This is a genomic window from Actinokineospora cianjurensis (assembly GCF_003663795.1).
Taxonomy (GTDB): Bacteria; Actinomycetota; Actinomycetes; order Mycobacteriales; family Pseudonocardiaceae; genus Actinokineospora; species Actinokineospora terrae.
This window is the reverse complement of the sequence record NZ_RCDD01000001.1, coordinates 82,903-102,103: the sequence shown is the minus strand read 5'-3', so window position 1 is coordinate 102,103 and position 19,201 is coordinate 82,903. Positions and strand designations below refer to the sequence as shown.

At 67.3% G+C, this 19,201-nt stretch carries 12 protein-coding genes; 6 read left to right on the top strand and 6 right to left on the bottom strand.

Going from position 1 to position 19,201, the window contains the following annotated elements:
- Window positions 1–40 precede the first annotated feature (40 nt).
- From CLV68_RS00450 to CLV68_RS00430, 5 genes are all read left to right on the top strand, one after another.
- A complete protein-coding gene (locus tag CLV68_RS00450; protein WP_170224012.1) occupies window positions 41–1,162 on the top strand; it encodes a TIR domain-containing protein in 1,122 nt (373 codons plus the stop codon).
- Window positions 1,163–1,174: 12 nt separating this feature from the next.
- Window positions 1,175–3,997, top strand: coding sequence for a CHAT domain-containing protein (locus tag CLV68_RS00445; RefSeq protein ID WP_121388679.1), 2,823 nt, complete (start codon window positions 1,175–1,177; stop codon window positions 3,995–3,997).
- Window positions 3,998–4,047: 50 nt separating this feature from the next.
- Entirely contained in the window at window positions 4,048–4,746 is a 699-nt protein-coding gene (locus CLV68_RS00440; protein ID WP_121388678.1) for an NUDIX hydrolase, read from the top strand.
- A 203-nt stretch (window positions 4,747–4,949) separates the two neighbouring features.
- Window positions 4,950–5,810 carry a 5'-methylthioadenosine/S-adenosylhomocysteine nucleosidase family protein gene (locus CLV68_RS00435; RefSeq protein ID WP_246009608.1) on the top strand — a complete coding sequence of 287 codons (861 nt, stop codon included), beginning with the start codon at window positions 4,950–4,952 and terminating at the stop codon, window positions 5,808–5,810.
- Window positions 5,807–7,777, top strand: coding sequence for a hypothetical protein (locus CLV68_RS00430; protein ID WP_121388676.1), 1,971 nt, complete (start codon window positions 5,807–5,809; stop codon window positions 7,775–7,777). Before CLV68_RS00435 ends, CLV68_RS00430 begins: the two co-directional genes overlap by 4 nt.
- Before the next feature lie 641 nt (window positions 7,778–8,418).
- Here the strand turns inward: CLV68_RS00430 and CLV68_RS00425 are convergent.
- The 5 genes from CLV68_RS00425 to CLV68_RS00410 form a co-directional block, all read right to left on the bottom strand.
- A complete protein-coding gene (locus tag CLV68_RS00425) occupies window positions 8,419–8,886 on the bottom strand; it encodes a DNA phosphorothioation-associated protein 4 (protein WP_121388675.1) in 468 nt (155 codons plus the stop codon).
- On the bottom strand, window positions 8,883–10,943 hold the full coding sequence (locus tag CLV68_RS00420) for an AAA family ATPase (RefSeq protein WP_170224011.1): 2,061 nt from the start codon (window positions 10,941–10,943) through the stop codon (window positions 8,883–8,885). Before CLV68_RS00420 ends, CLV68_RS00425 begins: the two co-directional genes overlap by 4 nt.
- Window positions 10,940–11,074: a hypothetical protein gene (locus tag CLV68_RS35560; protein WP_281274617.1), complete on the bottom strand. Its 135-nt coding sequence runs from the start codon at window positions 11,072–11,074 to the stop codon at window positions 10,940–10,942. The genes CLV68_RS00420 and CLV68_RS35560 overlap by 4 nt, the downstream gene beginning before the upstream one ends.
- A gap of 67 nt (window positions 11,075–11,141) precedes the next feature.
- Window positions 11,142–13,274 (bottom strand): DEAD/DEAH box helicase family protein, encoded by a 2,133-nt coding sequence (locus tag CLV68_RS00415; RefSeq protein WP_121388673.1) that lies wholly within the window; start codon window positions 13,272–13,274, stop codon window positions 11,142–11,144.
- On the bottom strand, window positions 13,271–15,472 hold the full coding sequence (locus CLV68_RS00410; RefSeq protein ID WP_170224010.1) for a sigma factor-like helix-turn-helix DNA-binding protein: 2,202 nt from the start codon (window positions 15,470–15,472) through the stop codon (window positions 13,271–13,273). Before CLV68_RS00410 ends, CLV68_RS00415 begins: the two co-directional genes overlap by 4 nt.
- Window positions 15,473–16,174: 702 nt before the next feature.
- Here CLV68_RS00410 and CLV68_RS00405 point away from each other — a divergent pair.
- Window positions 16,175–17,947, top strand: coding sequence for an ATP-binding protein (locus CLV68_RS00405; RefSeq protein ID WP_211346406.1), 1,773 nt, complete (start codon window positions 16,175–16,177; stop codon window positions 17,945–17,947).
- A 51-nt stretch (window positions 17,948–17,998) separates the two neighbouring features.
- On the opposite strand, the gene dndA is transcribed toward CLV68_RS00405, so the two are convergent.
- Entirely contained in the window at window positions 17,999–19,144 is a 1,146-nt protein-coding gene (dndA, locus tag CLV68_RS00400) for a cysteine desulfurase DndA (RefSeq protein WP_211346405.1), read from the bottom strand.
- Window positions 19,145–19,201 lie beyond the last annotated feature (57 nt).

Here is a 19,201-nt window from a genome sequence, read left to right as displayed (position 1 = left end):
CGGGGCCGCTGATATCATGATCGTCGAGGAGGCACTCGCGATGCCTGAGGTGTTCGTGAACTACCGGGTGCGCGAAGACCCCGGTTACGCCACGCTCCTCTACCGCGAACTGGGGCAGCGATTCGGGTCGGACAGCGTGTTCCTGGCCGCTCGGTCCATCCGCGCGGGTGACGACTACGTCCGGGAGGCGTTCGACCGGCTGCGCGAGTGCTCCGTGCTGCTGGCGGTGATCGGCGAGCGCTGGTCGGTCTCCGGTGAGCGGGACTGGGTGCGCCGCGAGATCGCCATGGCGCTGGCGTCCGGGATCCGCGTGGTCCCGGTCCTCATCGAGGACGCCGACCTCCCCGTGGTCGCCGACCTGCCCGACGACATCGTCGGCCTCGTCCGCTGCCAGGCGGTGCGGCTGCGGCACTACTCGTTCGACAACGACATGTCGGCGCTGGTGGACGAGCTGCTCAGGTTGGCGCCCGCGCTGCGGTTGCGCGCCGCCGGTGGCGTGGCCGAGGCGCAACCGGTGCGGTACGAGGTGAAGGGGAACCCCCGCTGCGGGATCGCCGTGGTGCCGGGGCGGATCCGCAGGGTCCGCCACATCGACATGTGGGTCAACAGCGAGAACACCGACATGCAGATGGCCAGGCACAACGACTTCTCGGTGTCGGCCATCATCCGGTACTGGGGTGCCGCCCACGACGGGGCCGGGCAGGTGATCGACGACCTGGTCGCCGACGAGCTGACGGCCGCGGTCGCGGGCAGGCGCTCGGTCGCCCCCGGCACGGCGGTGGTGACCGGGGCCGGGCGGCTGACCGCGACCAACAACGTCCGCCGGATCATCCACGTCGCGTCGGTGCAGGGCGAGCCGGGCGCGGGCTTCCGGCAGGTGCGCAACGTCGACGAGTGCGTCACCAACGCGCTGGCCTGCGCCGAACGCGAGGCCGCCGAGGACGATCGGGTGCGGACGGTGCTGTTCCCGTTGCTCGGGGTCGGTGCCGACCCCGGTGCCGAGCCGGAGAGGACCGCGCGCCGCATGGTCGACGCCGCGCTCGACCACCTGCGCGCGACCCCGGGCACCCTGCTCAACGAGATCGCGTTCCTCGGCTACAGCGCCGCCGAGTTCGCCCTGCTGCTGCGTGTTCTGGCTGAGTTCCCGCTGACCAAGCGTTGAGGAGACCACCAGGTGAAGTACCCGCACCTCCCCCCGATCGGCGACGACGGCGCGGCCCCCGCCTGGCACCTGGCCGCGACCGACCTCACCACCGCGCTCGAGCTCTCCGCCGGTGTCACCGCTCCCGGTGACGTGGTGCTGCGCGCCGAGCTCCTGCGCAGGGCAGGCGACGGCGCCGAGGGGCTGCGCCTGCTGGAAACCCTGACCCCGCAGGGCGTCGACGTCCCGCTGGTGGCCTTCGCGCTGGCGACCTTGAACTGGACCCAGGGCGACGGCAGGGCTTCCGCGCGGCAGTACGAGGAAGCCGCCCGCGGGTACGAGCGCCTGGGCGACGACGACGGAGTCCTCGCCGCCCGGACCGGCATCGCCCGTGAGGCCCGCCGCAGCTACCGCAAGGAGAAGCGGACCCTCCTCGACGCGGCCCTGGCAGTCGCGGACCGCTGCTCGGACGTGCACCTGCTCGCTGACCTCACACGTGAGCACGCGGCGTGGGACTTGATGGTCGGCAAGCACGACACGGCGCTGGACCTCGCCGAGGAGGCCGCGGCGGTGCACCGCGCGGTCGGCGACCGGTACCTGGTCGGACTGGCGGACATGCTCAGGGCGCGCGCCCTCAACGCCGCGGGCTACCGCTCGGAGTCCATCGACCTGACCCGGCAGCTGCTCGACGTCGCCGACGAGATCGGTTCCGGCGGGCTGAAGATGCTCGCCGTCGTCTACTTCGCCAACTTCCTCCAGCGCGGGGTGGTCGTCGGCGGTCACGAGTGGGCCATGGCCAAGGACCTGGCCACCGAGGCGCTCGAGCAGGCCGACGACGCGTTCACCATGGCCGAGCTGACGCTGCCACTGGCCCACCTGCACACCACGGCGGGGGAGTTCGACGAGGCGGCGCGGTGCCTGGACGAGTACCAGCGGCTCCTGCGGGTCGTCGGCGGCAACCAGGTGAGCGAGGCCAACCTGCTCAAGGCGCGCGCCCGGCTCGAACTGGCGCGCAACGGCGGTATGTCCGTCCGGGGGTGGAGCCGCCTGCCCGAGTCGATCAGCAACCTGTGGCGGGTGCGCACCGCGTTGCGCGAGGCGGGGGAGGTGTACCGGGAGGCCGGTCTCACCGCCGGGGTCGACGGCGTCGGCTGGCACATCGATCTGCTGGAAGTGCTGGGTGCCGGGCACTCCAAGGGCGCGCGCAGGCTGACCAGCACCGCGCGCGACGCGCTCGACCAGGCCCGCGACCACCTGCTGTACGCGGAGTACCAGAGCCGCTCCGGGAACACCGAGGCCGCGCTGGAGTCCTACACGGCCTCCGAGGCCGCCGCGGTGGCCTCGGGCGCCACGATGTTCGCGGTGGCCGCCGCGGCGGGCAGCGCCCTGATGGCGTACGAGTCCGGCGACCACGCCACCACCGCCGTCCACCTGCGCGCGGGCATGGGGCACCTGGAGCGGATCCGGGGCGCGGTGGCCTCCGGCACGGCCCGCCGCCACATCACCGACAACATCCGCGCCCACTACGAACAGGGCATGCTGCTCGCGGCCCGCATCGGTGACGGGGAACTGGTGCTGGAGGTCGCCGAACGCCTGCGCACCGACCGCCTCGCGGGCCTGCTGCGCCGGGGCCACGCCGACCTCCCGCCCGACCTCGCCGACCTGCTCGCCGAGATCGCCGCGGTCAGCTCCGCGCTCGCCGAGCACGACCCCAGCCAGCGCGGTGTCCGCTCCGCGCCCCGCACCCTGGCCGAGCAGTCGGAGCCGCAGCTGAGCCAACGACTGTCCGAGCTGTACACCACCCTCCGCGACCGCACCAACGACCTGTTCGCGGAGACCTTCGGCGCCGAACCCCTGCGGATGGACCGGCTGGCCGACGTGCGCCAGGACGTGCTTGTCCTCGTCCCCATCCGCACCGCGGACGGCGAGCACCTGGTGTCGGTGTGGCGCGCGCCTGGCGGTGCGTGCGAGTCGATCGCGGTGCCGGTGACCGAGGAGGTCGAGCGCCTGAAGGCGGCGCTGCTCAGCGCGGAGCACCGGGAGCGGATCCTGCTGCGGGCGGGCGATCTGGCGCCGTTGACCCGGGTGCTGCCCGAGGCGTTCGTGCGCCACCTGGTGAGCGCGCCCGATCCCGTGCGGCTGGTGGTGATCCCCACCGGCTGGCTGTGGTCGTTGCCGCTCGCCGCCATCCCGTTGTCCACAGAGGACGACCTGCTGGTCGACCACGCCGACATCGTGCTGGCGCCGTCGCTGCGCTTCCTGACCGCGCTGCAGGACCGCGAGCCGGTCGCGCCCGCGCCGGTGGCCGCGGTCTCCTGGCAGGACACCACCGCCGACATCGATGCCCCCGAGTTGGACGCGCTGTCGACCCACCCCGACGGCCACACCCGCGTCACCGACCCGGCCGAGGTGGTCTCCGTCTTCGTGCGCGGCGGCACCCGCTGGCGCACCGCGGTCGTCGCCGCGCACGGCAACCGCGAACCCGGCCTGGCCCACGCCATCCTCGCGGGCCCGGCCATCGCCCTGTCCGCCGCCGACTTCCTCACCGGAACACCCACCCCGCCCGCGTACCTGTCCCTTGCCTCCTGCCACACCACGTTCGCGGGTGACGACCAGTACGAACCCCTCGGCCTCGCCGTGGCCGCCCTCACCGCGGGCGCCACCCACGTCGTCTCGACCACCTTCGAGATCGGCAGCCAGGACAGCATCGTCAGCGACTGCCTTTCCGCTCTCTACGCGGAGTTCCCGCACACCACCTCGCCTGCCGCCTCCCTGTCCGCCATCCTCCGCGACCCGGCGCTGCGCGCGCACCGGCTTTACCACTGGGCGGCCCTGACCATCATCGGCATCCACTAGGACTTCCGCGCATCCCGAGGTGTGGGCGCGCCAGTGGGTAGTCTCCGCGCATGAACCGCGCACGGCAGACGGTCACGCTCACCGCAGACCTGATCATCCTGACCATTCGGGACGGTGTGCTGAGCGTGTTGCTCGTGGAGCGGGAGAACAAGCCCTTCCAGGGGCGGCTGGCCCTGCCCGGCGGCTTCCTGCGCGGTGACGAGTCACTGGAGGAGACCGCGGCGCGGGAGTTGGCCGAGGAGACCGGTCTTGACGCCGTGGGCCTGCGGCTGCGGCAGGTGGGCGTCTACTCCGCACCCGACCGGGACCCGCGCCGCCCTCGGGTGGTGACCTGCGCCTTCCTCGCCATCGCCGCCGACCTCCCGGTCCCGGTCGCCGGGTCGGACGCGCGCGCCGCCAGGTGGGTGCCGGTCGCGCGGGCAGCGGATCCAGGGTTGGCCTTCGACCACGACCGCATCCTGGCCGACGCGGTGGACCTGGCCCGCACGCTGCTGCAGTTCAGCACCATCGCGACTGTCTTCTGCGGACCCGAGTTCACCATCGGCGACCTGCGCGAGGTCTACGAGACGGTGTGGGGGGTCGAGTTGGACAAGCCCAACTTCCACCGCAAGGTCACCGACGCCGACGGTTTCCTCGAACCCACCGGCGACAAGCGCCCCTCGGCCACCGGCAGGCCCGCTGCCCTGTACCGCGCGGGTGCCGCGGCGGAACTGGTCCCGCCGATGATGCGGCCGCGTTCCGGCGCCTAGGCTAGTTTTTGTCAACTTGACTATTGGCTCTACCAAAGCACTTGTGCTCGCCGCCGGTTCGTGTCAGCATGACAATTAGAGCGGTGTCACAGGTTCTGCCGCTGTGCCACCACGACACCACCCCTGATCCCGATACCCGCCTCGCAGTTGCCCGGTCCCGGGGCGCCCGATCGTGTTGGAGTGAGCAACCGGTGAATGTGATCATGACAGCGCTCGACGTCGAGCACGCGGCCGTCTTGGCGCACCTGTGCGACGTGCGGCCGCGGCGGCACCCGTCCGGCACGGTGTTCGACGTCGGGGTGGTGGCAGGCCACCCGGAGCACCGCGTCGCGCTGGCCCTGACCGGGGTCGGCACCACCGCCGCGGCGACGCTCACCGAGCGGGCCAACGCCGCCTTCGCCCCCGCCGCCATGGTGTTCGTCGGTGTCGCGGGCGGCCTGCGCGAGTGCCTGGCGATCGGCGACGTCGTCGTCGCCACCAAGATCTACTCCTACCAGGGCGGGCGCAGCGAGGACGACGAGTTCCTGGTGCGCCCGTCGGCCTGGTCCGTCTCGCACCGCCTCGACCAGGAGGCCAGGAGGCTGCTGCGCGGCGACGCCTGGCACGCCCACCTCCCCGCCAGGGCACCCGCCGTCCACTTCCAGCCCATCGCGGTCGGCGACGCCGTGCTCGACTCCCGCACCTCCGAGCTGGCCCGCAGGCTGCGCACCTCGTACAACGACGCGGTGGCCGTCGACATGGAGGGCTCCGGGTTCGCGCACGCGGCGCACCTCGGCAACCAGGTGCACGCGATGGCGGTGCGCGGCATCAGCGACCACGCCGACGGCGAGAAGACCGCCGCGGACCGGGCTGGCGGGCAGGCGCTCGCGGCCCGCAACGCCGCGGCGTTCGCCATCGCGCTGATCACCGCGCTCGAACCCGGTGCCGAGCAGGCTGGAGAACCCGGCGCCGGGGGCCACGCGCCCGGGGTCCCGGTCATCCACAACAGGAACATCGCCCGCGACAACGCCCACGTCGGCCAGCAGATCGGCGTCAACCTCGGCTCGATCGGGGGATCCCGATGACCGAGGACGGGGACCGGTACGACATCGACAACCAGAACATCGTCTCGGGCAACGGCCACGTCGACACCCAGATCGGCGTCTACAGCGTCTACCACGACGCCACCATCTACACCGTCGACAAGGGCGACCGGCCCGAGCGCAAGCAGGAGGTCGCACTCGCCTACCTGACCGGCGGCGTCCCGCGCCACGCCGAGGAGTTGCTCGCCGAGCTCGTCTTCAACGGCGACCCGTCCACCGAGCGCGCCTACTACTACGTGCTGTCCGTGCTCAGCGAGCGTGGCTTCGCCGACCTCACCAGCCGCCTGGTCAGCGGCATCCGGGACGCCAGGAAGATCTGCGACTCGCTGCCGCAGGACCGGTGGAAGCAGGCACTGCACGTCGTCTGGCAGATCCTCGACCACGTCCGGTCCGACGACGGCGGCGCGTCGTTCGCCGCGGTGGGCGCGTTCGGCAGGCTGCCCGCCGAGCGGCAGGACGAGATCACCACGCACCTGGCGATGCTGGTCGACGGCTTGGTCGAGCAGCAGCTCAACGCCGAGCGCAAGCACGAGGTCGGCGCGGAGCGCTTCTCCCGCGACCGCGTCCTGCGGGCGAGGCTGTTCTTCGAGCCCGATCCCGCGGAGCCGGTCCGGTACCAGCCCCGGATGCTCCTGGGGGAGACCGGGGACCGGCGGCCCGTGATCGTCGGGGGCCTGCTGGCGCTGGTGTCGTTCATCGGCCTCTTCTTCGGCCCGGTGACGTTCTCCCTCGTGGCCGGGGTGTTGCTGGTGGTGGCCGGGTGCGCCGTGCTGGGCCGCTACGGCATCGAGCACACCGCGCACCTGCTGAACGTGGCCCTGCGGCGGGACACCGAGAAGGCCGAGAACGAACCCGCGGGACCGACCGCCGTCGACAAGCTCGTCGACCGCTGCTTCCGCGAGGCGCGCCCCGAGTACGCCGCGGAGTGGTCGCGGTACGCCGCGGGCTACCGCACCCGCCTCAAGCAGCGCTTCAACGCCCAACTCCGCTTCGACGACCCGGATCAGGTCAAGAAGCACAAGTGGCTGCTCGACTGGCACGCGCGACGGGTCGCCGTGCAGTGGCCGCACCACGACCGGTACGGGCAGCCGGAACCCACCGCCCCCGGCGGCGCCCGGCTGTGGCAGGCGGCCGGGGTCCTGGTCGCCGTCGCGGGTGTGCTCCTGCTGCTGTTCGGGGCGCAGCGCTGGCAGGCCATCCCGCTGCTGGTGGGCGGTTGGTTCGCCGTGCCGGGGCTGGTGGAGGTCGTCGCGGCGGGCCGCGCCGCCCTGCTGCCGCTCAAGGAGGCCAACGAGGTGTTCGACGAGGAGATGGCCGAGTTCGACCGGTGGCGGCGGGAGTTGCGGGACCGCCCGACCGACAGCGAGATGGCCAGGTGGCTGGCGCTGGACAAGGCGCACCTCAAGGCCGAGGCGCTGCGCGCGGGCAACATCACCGAGCGGGACCTCGTCTCGCACGTGGTCATCAACCAGTGGAAGCCCGGCGGCAGGCTCGGCCGGGTGCACCACGGACCGCCGCGCTACACCGACTACAAGGTCACCGTCATCCTGCTCACCACCCACGGCGTCCGGGCATCGCAGGGGTACCTGGACTTCCTCACCGGCGAGATCAAGGACACGAGCTGGGACACCTTCGGGTACGACCGCATCGCCTCCGCCTCGCTGCGGGTCCAGGAGAAGGCCGCGTACAAGAGGCCGGGCAAGGTCCGCAACCGCCTCTTCACCCTCCGCCTGCTCAACAACCACGAGATCATCACCGTCGACGAACGCCTCGACATCGAGGACGACACCAAAGCCGCCGACGAATCCGAACTGGAACGCCTCGCCGCGGCGACCTCCGGCATGGACGCGGCCCTACCAGTCCTGGAAGCCGTAGCCCACCAAGGCAGCGCCTGGATCACCCTGGAACGTGACCGCCGAACCCTCTGGTCCCGCACCTGGTCAACTTGAGCCCCGCGAACACACCACCCACACCAAGCGCCCCCGGACAACCCCACCCAAACACCACGAAGGGGCACTGGTTGCACGGGTAGCGGAATCGATGGACAGCGGTAGTGGTTTGTAGTCAGTCAGCGATGGGCTAGTGGAACGGACGGAATGGATGCGTCGGTGGGGCGCGGGCAGCCCGCGGACCCGGGCGCAGCGCCCCCCAACCGCCTCGCCGATGTGCTGCAGGTAGGAGGTCCGCGGTCTGCCCGGCGGCCACCACCTCCCCGGTCGGGTCGGTCAACCGACCGCCGTACCAGTCACAGTGGGTGAGCACGACGAAACGCCACCGCCCCGCAGCAGTCGGGCCGCAAGCAGCGCCGCGCTTTCGGCGGGCGGGACCCCCGAGCGTCCCAGCGGGAGGCTGGCGATGATCAGGTCCGCAGTCGCGACTGTCGCGTCAAGCCGCTCCGGTGAAGGTCACCGCGGCCGTCGGCTCGGCGGATGCGGGGGCGGCTAGCGCGGTGGGGTGAAGTCGGTGATGAGATCGGCCCAGAACGGGCGCGACGTGTCCACGGGCGCTGTGCCGCCACACTTGACAACGCAGAGGGTGGTTGGTCCTACCGGATTCCATGTAGGACCAACCACCCTCGCATGTGGCCTGACTACCAGGTTGTGCTGCTCAGGAGTTCCTCGACCGAGGCTGCCGTGGCGCCGCCGGAATCGCTCAGGGCTTCTGTGACCAAGTCGGTGACCACGAGGGCCGCGGTCTGGTGCCGGACGTTGATCTGTTCCTGGATGCAGTCCAGCCCCCCGTTCGCGTACTCCTCGAAGATCTTGATCCGCTCCTCGAGGCGGGCGTCGTCCATGATCTCCGGGTCGTCGGACACGTTGACCGCGATCATGTTGATCAGTGCTTCACTGTATCCGGAGCCGCTGATCAGGACCTCGTAGCGGATCGGGTCGCCAGCGGGCTTGGTGACTGGCTTACGGCGGTCGTTGCGGAAGCCCAGAGCGGCGGCGAAGATCAGGATGTCGCGGTACGCGCCGAAACCAGCGTCGTCTCGAAGTTCGTGGATGAGCCGTTCGTGCTCTGCCGGGCGACGGGCACGATGGTCCATGGGCGCGGTCATCGTTTGATCTCCTTGAGCAGGGAGTGGTCAGTGTCGGCAGGTCGGATGTAGGGGTAGTTCTGACCACCCAGCTCGATGTCGTCTTCGGTCGTACCCGCCAGGCTGGTGTGGGACTCGATGACACCGAGGTGGCTGACATACGGGTTGAGCTCGGCCACCACTTTGCCCAGGCCTTGGCTCTTGCTGACCAAGACCACGAGCTGCGGCGCCATCTGGGCCAGCGCGCGGGAAACCGCTTCCTGATAGTTGTGGTCGAGTGACCCGAATGCCGCGTCCATCACGATGGGGTAGGTACCCGCGTCCTCTGCGGGATCCCCCTCGGCGCGTCGTTCCCGCCGGATCTCCCGAGCGAGCTCGGACACCGCCGCGACGAAGCTGAGGCTTAGGATCTGGCTCTCACCGGTGGATTTCGGCACCGGGTGCGGCACGCCGTCGACATCTGTGTGCAGCGTGAGCTCGAACCGCTCGTTCAGGGACGGCACGTAGTTCTTGTAGGTGATGCTGCGGAAGGTCGTCTTCAACTTGGCGTCGAGACGGCGGCGCATGTCCTCCGAGCGGATCGTCAGGATCTCGTCCAGTGCGCGTTGCACGTTTCGAACAAGGTTGGAGCGGGCACGTGCCTTGGCCGCCAGTTCATCGGTGACCTCGGCGGTCTCGCGTTCGCGGACCTTCTTCTCGATGTTCTTGGTGACCTGTTCGAGTTCGCTGCCAACCGCGCCGAGTCGGCGCTGCCTCTCGCCGTGGCGGATGTCCAGATCTATGCGCTTCGACTCCAGCTTCTGGACGTTCTCCTGGCGATTGTTGCGGAGTTTGTCGTCCAGTTCGGACTTCTGCTCTTCAAGTCGTGCGATCGAGTCGCGCAGGTCACCGATGCGCTTCACGGCCTGGCTGAGCGAGTCGCGCAAGTCCCGGCGATCCGCGTTCATGGGGTCAATCTGTCCGCGGAGCTTTTGCCAAGCCGTCTCCACGGCTTGGAGGCCTGCGCGCTGGCGCCACTGGGTCACCAACCTCCAGGACTCGGTATGCTGGTGCAGCCGCGTCCCGCAGATGCACGCCTCGTCTTCGAGGAGCTGGTCGACGAACTCGCGTTTGAGCGGTGCGGGCAGTGCGCCCTTCTGGTACATCGCGTTCGTCATCTGGCTGGTGGACTCGGCCAGGCTCTCCGCGAAGGCGAGGAAGCCGCGCTTGGCGATTATGTTGGCGCGTTCGTTGACCGCTTCCTGCAGTGCGATCTTGCCTTCTTCGAGTTGTCGGGTGACGTTGTCACGCTGTTCCTGGGTGGGTTTTGCTGTCTCGTTCTGGCGAAGCAAGTCGAGCACACTGGAACGCTCCTGTTCGAGCGATGCCAAGTCGCCCTCCAGGATCTTCCGCTCATCCCGGAGAATGCCCTTGCGTTTGGTCAGTTCATCGATGGCTTGCTGTATCTCGCCGACGTTGGCGTCCCCGTACTTGCGGATGTCGTTGCCCAGCCGTCGATCAACCCGGGGAAGGTGTTCGAGGGACCGCTCGACCTGCTCTAGGTCCAGCAGGACCTTGATGTCCTTCTTGACCTCGCTGTATGCGTCCTTCTTGACCAGGTTCTCGATGCGTTCACCGTTGAAGAAGAAGAAGCGGCTTACGCCACGCGGCAGGATTGTGTAGATCATGTTCTGCGGCGCCCCGACCTCCTCGGAGGACCCGTCGGGTTTCGTGCTCCACAGCTCGAGGTCGGGCGTGATGGGCGATTGTTGATCTGACTCCTTGCGCATGCGGGAGCGCCGGCGGATCCGGTAGGTCTGACCCTCGTGGTCGAACACGACTTCGACACCGAACTCGGCGGAGTCGCCGATCATAATTGTGCGCCAGGTGCTGTCGGTGACCAGTCGGTGCTGCTCCTCGACATCGTCGGAGAATGTTCCGTACAGTGCCCAGGTGAAGGCGTTGAGCAGCGTCGTCTTGCCCGCGCCGTTGGCGCCGAAGATCAACGTGACCGGCTTGACCTTGTCCGTGCGGAGGTCGAAGTGCTGCTCGCCTCTGAACTGCCGGAAGTTCGTGAGTGTGATCGAGTGCAGCCTCACGGGAGGATCTCCTTCACCGCGGCGAGTAGGTCGTCGACAGCGTCGTAGGCCAGGACGTGGAGCTTGGCGCGCTCGATCTCCAGTACGCGCTTGAGGAATGCCTGCTCGTCGGGGTTCAACTCCTCCAGCACTTGCCTTTCCGTGCGGCCGGTGTCTGTCACTCGAGGTACCCTTTCGTCATAGGCTCGTCCTTCTGCCTCACATGTGCATGAGGTGGTATCTCTCCTTGAGAGGTCGGAGAGTGTCAAGCGTGGTTTCGTAGTTCTCAGACAACTTGGCGAACTCGCTCGCGCGTTCAAGCTCCCGGGTGAGGAGGTTCCGCTCGATGTCGAAGTTCATCGGCGTGCCTGCGGGCGGGATTGCGAGGTAGTCGAGGATCTCTGCCCTGTCCTTGCCCTCGGCTCGGCGGAGCAGCCGGCCCCGGCGCTGGATGAACTGGCGCGGGTTGCTGCTGCTGGCGAGCAGGTAACCGGTGCGGGCATCGGGGATGTCAACGCCCTCGTCGAGGCAACGGATCGCAACCAGCACACGGAGGTCGTCTCCGGAGCTGAACCGGCGAAGGAGGTTCTTCCTGGTGCCCCTCGACGTGCCGGAGATGTAGGAGTGCGCGGCGAGATGCAGCTGGTTGCCTGCCAAGGTCATCACGTCCTGCAGCTGGTTCGGTCCATGTGGCTCGCCCTGCCGGGCCGGACGCGTGCCTTCGGCGCAATAAACGAGTTGGAACCATGACCGCGCGCGGGCCAGGAGGTCCGCGCGCAGCGCCGCCAGCTTGCCCTTGGCGTGCCCCAGTACACCGGCGCGTTGCCGGAGGAGATAGCCGAGCGGGGAGTTCGGGTCAGCACTGTCGATCCTCTCGCCCGCTGCGACGTACTTCGCGATCTGGGTGGTCAGCTCGGCGTAGAGCTGGGTCTCGTTGTCGTCGAGTTCGACCAGGCGTGGTTGGTAGGTGTACCGGCAGAGCGCACCCATGGAGATCGCGTCGCTGAGTCCGAGTTCGAACGCTATCTCGCCGAAGTACTCGATCAGCGCGTCTGTGCCGTCGTCGTCGAACCACCGTTCTGGCGTCGCGGACAGTGCAAGCCGGTACGTCGCGTTCGGCGGGAGGGACGCGCGGTAGGTGGTCGAGCCGAGGTTGTGCGCCTCGTCGGCGATCACCATCAGCGGCTGGGTAATTCTCGCCAGGACCGATTGGAACTTGTCCCCGGCGAATGATGTGTTCGTGGCCACCATCGCCACGATCGGACGTTGCCCGAGCCTGGCCTGGCTGAGTTGCTCCTCAACCAGCGGTACCCACTTCTGGCTCGACTCGTAAACCGCGATCGGGCGTACTCCGAACCCCTCGACTTCGGTGATCCACTGGTCGACTAGGTGCTTCTGCGGCGCGATGATCAGCAATACCAGAGGCTCTTCGTGCTGGCGTTGCAGATTGGCGATCTGCGCGGCCGCGATCATGGCCGTCTTGGTCTTGCCGGTCCCGGTCGCCATCTTGAGTATGCCGCGGCCCCTCCGGCCGAGCCATGCCTCAACAGCTTGGCGTTGGTAGCCGCGAACGGTCAACCACTCCGGGATGCTGAGGCTCGCGGTCTCGCTGACGACCGCCGGTGACGCGACGAGCGCGTCGTCGATCGGCGGCAGCGGAGCCGTGTGTTCGTGTCCGAGCTTGACCAGGCGGTCGCGTGCTACCTCTGGAAAGTGTTCAACCCGCAAGGTCGGCGTCTGGTTGGTCCACAGGTCTTCGAAGTCCTGCTCGTACTGGAGAGCACGGCCTGCGTCCCCGTTCACCCAGCTGCGGAACACCGCGATGGATTCGAAGTTCGCGACGAGTCCGCCGAGTGTTTCGTTGCTGCTCCCGGTGAACGCGACCAAGTCGCCGACTGAGTCGCGGAAAACGCCGATCTTCTCGTGGTAGATCCCAACCCGGTTCGCCTTCTCGACGAACGCCAGCTTGATGTCGAGCCTCCCGTTGGCTATGAGGCGGCCGATGCTGCCGAGGCCGTCGAGGACCTTGTCGGATACGTCCGCGTCGAGCTCGCGCTCGATTATGCTGGCGAGGACGGCGCGAATATCGTAGCCGCGTTCGATGTCGAGGATGTCGTCCTCGGTGAGGTGCGGCGCGGCGATCAACCGGATTCTTCCACCGCGTGCGGTGAAGGTCTCGAGTCCTCTGGCGAACAGCGCGAGGCTGGTTGAGGTGAAGTACCCGACTGCCCGGCTGTAGCTGGTCGCGACCGAGAACGCGGGCAGGTAGAAGTCATTGACCACGTCCTGCCTGTTGCTACGGTAGCTAGTCGCCAGCGGCAAGCCGCGAAGGCCGTTGGGTTGCGTAGTCACAGGAGTTCCAGGATGTCGTCGACGTTGAGTGCCCGGTGATGTCGCCTAGCCGGCTCACCCGTCTCCAGGGATTGCCGAACACTGGTAAGCAAATCGGCGATTTCGGTGTCCCCGCGCTCCCGGAAAGCGCTGATGACCTCGAGGACCGTGGCGCCGGTCGACAGGTTTATCGCAGAAGCGAAGAAGCGTCGAGCGGCGTCCCCGGTCAAAGCGGTGGGTGCGCCGACCAGAGCGAGCGCGTCGGCGAGTGGCTCGTCGCGCAGTCCCGCCACCACTTGGACCGCGAAGGAGTTGTCGTCGCCGATCACCAAGAACACCTCTGTGCCGATCGGGATGTCGTCCTCGCGCAAGAAGCGGCGGATCGACCCGAACGTGGGTTGGGTACCGCAGTAGTTGACCGCCAGTGGGCCGAGCGCGGAATCAAGTTGGCGTTTCTCCCCGAACTGCATGCCAAGGATGCTCACGATCGCTTTCGGCGCCACCGAACCACTGCCCCGCAGGTGGTCGTGGGTAATACACACCCGATAAACCCATGCGTCAGACCGCCGGTACATCCGGTTCGTGCGTTCCGGTGTCTTCCTGGATTCACGGGAAGCGTCTTGCAGACGCACAACGCCGTTGAGGGTCTTGAACGGGGGCGCGCTGGCGTAGGTTATGACGCTGCTCGCGGCGACGCTGTAGCGTCCGGTGATCCGCTCGATGAGGGCGTCGAGGTTGATCCGGCCGCCTGCTTTGGCTAATTCTTCGCGGATGACCGACCGAACGCCCGCGTAGGCCTCCATGCCCCATTCGGCGAGCGCCCAACGATCCCGGTCCACCCGCTCGAACCGATCATCCAGCGACATTGCGTTGCGCAATGACCTCGCGCCGCGCTCGACCGTGAATCGGCTCGCGACCTCGTCCGCGCTCATCGGCGCTCCATGGATCGACAGGATCGCTGCGGCGTAGTCACCCATCGAGCGGGTTCGCGTGATGACTTGGTTCCCATCGACCACGTAGTCGCACGCCGACAACCAGGCGCGGGTGAACTCCGCCTGCTGCTCGGGTGCAGTTGTCGTCACCAGGTCCAGGTCCTCGAGAAGTGCCACGCCGTACTGGTCGGCGTGCTCGCCGAGATGCGTTCGCGTCAGCTCCTTCGCGGCGCTGAGCGTAGGGACCACACACCACCCGTCCTCGATCTCGTACGCGTCGTCCAGCCGATCGATCACCCGCCACGCGGGCTGGTCGACTGACTCCACCATCTGCGCGAGGACGGGCAAGTGCACCAGCAGGTCCGATAGCGGCCGAATCGTTCCGATCATGGTCCGGGCGGACCCCGCGACCATGTTGAGCGATCCGACCGACAACCGGTTCAGCATCGTGGTTCGAGCCCTGCTCTCGATCTGTCGAACACGCTCGCGGGTAATCCCGAGGTGCGCCCCCAACTCATCCAAGGTCGCGGGTTCGTCGGCGAACAGTCGTCGGCGCAGCACGAGAACATCGCGGATGTCAAGTTCGCGGAAGGCGTCGTCGAGCAGTTCTGCCGCATCTCTTCCCAGTGCGGACCCAGCCAGGATTTCCTCAGCGGTGAGTGCCTCGAGTCGCTGTGATGCCTTGACCACTTCGTCCGGAACGCCCGCAGCCGAGTGTCCCCCCATGATGGGCTCAGTCGGCCTACCGATCGCGGTTTGCCAGGTCGCGATCCGCGCAATCGAATCCGCCACTGATCGCAGCCAAACCGAGTGCAGTGTCCCTTGATCGGATTTCTCCGAGCGATGAATAGGTTCCGCAGTCTTTTGTGGCGGAACTACGACTTTGCCGGACAGTGACAGTTCTGCAAGTTCGTGCAAGATCGCGGTAATGGTGCCAGAGCCTACGCCGCGCCACTCGAACATGTCATCGAGCGACAGCGCGATGAGACCTCCCGTCGTAGCGTGACCGCGCCGGGTCAGGACGTTCTTCGCTCGTGTCGGCAACTCCAGCAGGTGGAGATCAAAATCGGGGACGAGCGCCGGAAAGATCTGTCCCACGGTCCATCGCGTCAGGCGATCCATCGCCAGGTCAACGACCTGGTGGAGCCGTCGTTGCCGCTCCGGCGCGTCGGACTCCGCGATCGCCGCACCCCACCTGACGTGCTCCCTCTGGGCAACGCCTAGGAGCCACGGGAAGGCGTCCAGCCATGTGCGCGGACGCACGCCGAGCGCGGACTCCCCAGACATGCAGATCATCCTCCCTCGTCGAAGGCGCCGCCTGTTGACGACCCTGGCAGTCGCTACCTCACCGATCGCCAACACGGCGCAGACTGTTTCATACCTGAACACTCTCGAGTGACTGATCGACTACTCAGCCTCGAGCCTGTAGACCAGTGCAAACACCTGCGTAGGCGACTCCGGGTGGTGCTTCTCAGGAACCGGGGTTACGAGGTGCTGGTCCATGCGCTAGCGTGTGCCCCACTCGATGCTGGGGCCGGACCGTAAGGCCGCCCGAGCCAAAGGGACGAGTGGACCACAACCAAGGTGGGTTCAGCGCAGCGCTGGACACCACAGGAGATACCGCATGCGGACACAGTTATCTTCGGCGCGATTAAGCGCGCCCGCAAGAGATGTCAGCCTGGACTGCCGGTGTGGCAGTGAGCACCGAGTCGCCAAGGCCCTCGACGAACAACGGTTGAATCACCGCGCACTTCGTAACGTCATGGAAATCGCCTGCTGGTCCGTGCACCAGTGCTCGCGAACCCGTGCCTCGACGGCGAGTCCTCACGGGCTGTCGTGATCGACCCACGCGCCCCGCAGTTCGCTGGCGTCGCGTTCGGTCCCGCCTGAGTCAACCCCGCTGACGAATGCCCATCGCCACTGTCGGGCGGCCTAGCCATTTACCCACGGGGAACGCTATCTCGATGATCACAGGCAAGGAAGCCGCAAGTGTCGAACAACTTGTTCAGTCATGCCGGGAGTCCGACTAATCGGACGTATGCTCTGAAACCGATACCGGCGATGTTGGCAGGCCGCGCCATGCAGAGCCTGCGCGAATCGGGCTACACCCTCGCTGCGGCGCTTGGCGAGGTCATCGACAACAGCCTCGAAGCGAACGCCAACCAGATTAAGGTTGATCTCCGCGAGGTGCAATCGGGGAAGCGCAAGGCGATCGATCGCATCGTCGTCGCCGATGACGGCGACGGCATGACCGACGACATCCTGCACCACTACCTGCAGCTCGGCTTCTCCACTCGCTACATGTCCGAAACCTCGATCGGGAAGTTCGGAGTGGGCGCCAAGCTCGCGGCGCTGAACTTCGGCACCCGTATTGACGTCTGGACCAAGACTAGGCTCGGCGATGCCGTGCGACATGTTTGGTTCGACCTCGAGGAAGCACTGGATGCTGAGCGCGAGGGCCTTGATGTCACGATCATGCCACCGGATGACCAGCCCCTCCCGGGGGACCTGGTCCCACTCTTCCCGCAGAAGTCTGGGACCCTGGTGGCGTGGTCGAACATCGATCGCCTGGCCGACGGCTCGGGGCCTCACACGCCGGGAAACTTACGCCAGGAGATCGAGAAAGAGCTGTCGCGGATCTTCCGGGAGTTCCTCTACGGCGGGATCGAGTTGCGCGTCAACGACCGTCCGCTCCTGCCTCACGACCCCACCTTCGTCCGAGAGCGGACGTGGGCGGACAAGGTGCTCGCCGAGGAGCACGGCCGACTGGCCACGGGCAGGACTGACGCGCCCGAGCACTTCGCGCCGACGCGGATCTATTTTGACGGAAAGGTCAGGGTCGACGGTCACGATGTCGGCTTGGTCGTGACGCTCGCCCCTCGAGAGGTTGTCCGTCGCCGCGGCCTGGGCGGAGACGAGCTCGCCCGGAAGCTACGTGTTCCTGACAACCAAGGGCAGATCAGCTTCATGCGCCGCGGTCGTGAAATCTCGTACACGAACGTGCCGAGGATGTTTCCGCAAGGCGTGGATGACCCTGACCGGTTCATCGGTATCGAGGTTCACTTCTCACCTGACCTTGACCGGATGATGGGAGTTCGCAACGTCAAGCGCGGTGCCGAGCCATCCGATGACTTCCGGTCGGCGCTTCGGGAAAGGCTCGCACAATTTATTCCCGAGGCTCGTCTGGAGATCCAGACCATCTGGGGGGAGGCGGACCGCCGCGGTGGCACCGCCGCGGGGGAACACGACGACATCAACCAAGCGGTGGCGCAGGTCAACGCGACGCTCCCCAAGACCCGTGTTGCTCCGCCGACCGATGATAGTGACGAGATCAGCGTCGACGAACTGCTCGAGCTCCTGGCGAGCGACACTGGCCGGAACACCGAGGAAGAGAAGCGTGACTACGTAGAGAAGGCGAAGTCACTACCCGTGCTGATCGAATCGGTGGACATGCCTGGTACTGGCCTGTTCGACATCACTCATACCCATGAGAGATCGCTCATTCGCCTGAACACCCGGCACCGGTTCTACCGGCAGATGTACCAGCCGTTGCGGGCACTCTCGAAGGGCGAGCCAGCCTCAGTCAAGGACGGAACGGCGGCAGCGCGACGAGCGGTGGAGGCGATGACCTTGTTGATCGTCGCGTACGCCAGGGCCGAGTCGATGTGTGACGACCCGAACGGGACCTACGGCGATCTTCGCCAGTGGTGGGGAAGCTTCACCGACAAGTTCCTGGCGAAGATCAAGGACGTGATCGACTAAGCTGGTGTGGCGGCGGCGGCGTGAACCCGCCGCCGTCCCGACTGGCGGAGGTCAGCGGATCGCGGCTATGCGGTCGTAGATGTCCGCCCAGTCCGTGCTCGGCGTGAGGTGGCTCCAGGAGATCCGGAGAGCACCCTGGATACGCTCCTTGGGGAGGTTCATGGCTGTAAGGACGTGGCTGAGGTCATAGCTGTGGGAGGTGCAGGCGGAACCATTGGAGATCGCGACCGCACCTTTGAGGGCAAGTATGACGGCCTCGGAGTTGAGACCGGGCACGGACACATTGATCGTGTGCGCGACGGTGTGCTCAGGGTCGCCATTGAACTCGGCGCCCAGCCGCTGAAACATCGCGACCACGTCCTTCCTGTATTCGAGGCACGCGTCGCGGCGCCGGGCGTGACTTTCGCGGGCCAGCTGAGCCGCAGTCCCGAGCCCGGCGACGAGGGGGACAGGTAGGGTGCCCGCCCGCAGGCCCCGTTCCTGGCCGCCGCCGAAGACGAGCGGGGTCAACGGCGGGCGCTTGTACCCGCGGTGCCGAGTGATGAGCGCTCCGACACCTTTGGGGCCGTAGACCTTGTGACCGGACACGCTGATCAGGTCGATGCGGGGATCGCGGAGGTCGTCGAGTTCCTTGCCGAATCCCTGCGCGGCGTCGACGTGCAGGTAGGCGTCGTGGTCGCGGAGCGCGGTCGTGATGTCGGTGAGTGGCTGGCGCACGCCGGTCTCGTTGTTGACCTGCATGACCGACACAGCCAGAGTCTCCGGTGTCAACGCAGCGGCGATCGCTTCGGGATCGACCCAACCCCCTGAAGTCGGTGGTACGCAGACGACGTCGAAGCCCCGCTTCCGCAGCTCTTCGGCGGGCTCTAAGACCGCCTTGTGCTCGATCTGGGTCGTGATGATCCGACGGCGCCCGGTCTTCTCGCCGTGCGGGGCAAGGCCGAACAGCGCTGTGTTGGCGCTCTCGGTCGCGCCGCTCGTAAAGATCACTTCGTCGGGCTGCGCGTCCACCACGGCCGCGAGCTGCTCCCGAGCACGCTGCACGCGGTTCTTCGCTGTCTGGCCGTACTCGTGGGTGCGGCTGCCCGAGTTGCCGTACTCGACGGTCAGGTAGTGCAGCACCTCGTCGAGTACCGCTGGTTCCATGGGTGCTGTCGCGTTTGAGTCGAGGTAAACTGCACGGTTCTCGCTGGTCAAGACCATCTCCTACAACGTACGGCAGCTAGAGCGAGGAGTCTGGCGACACTGCTTCCA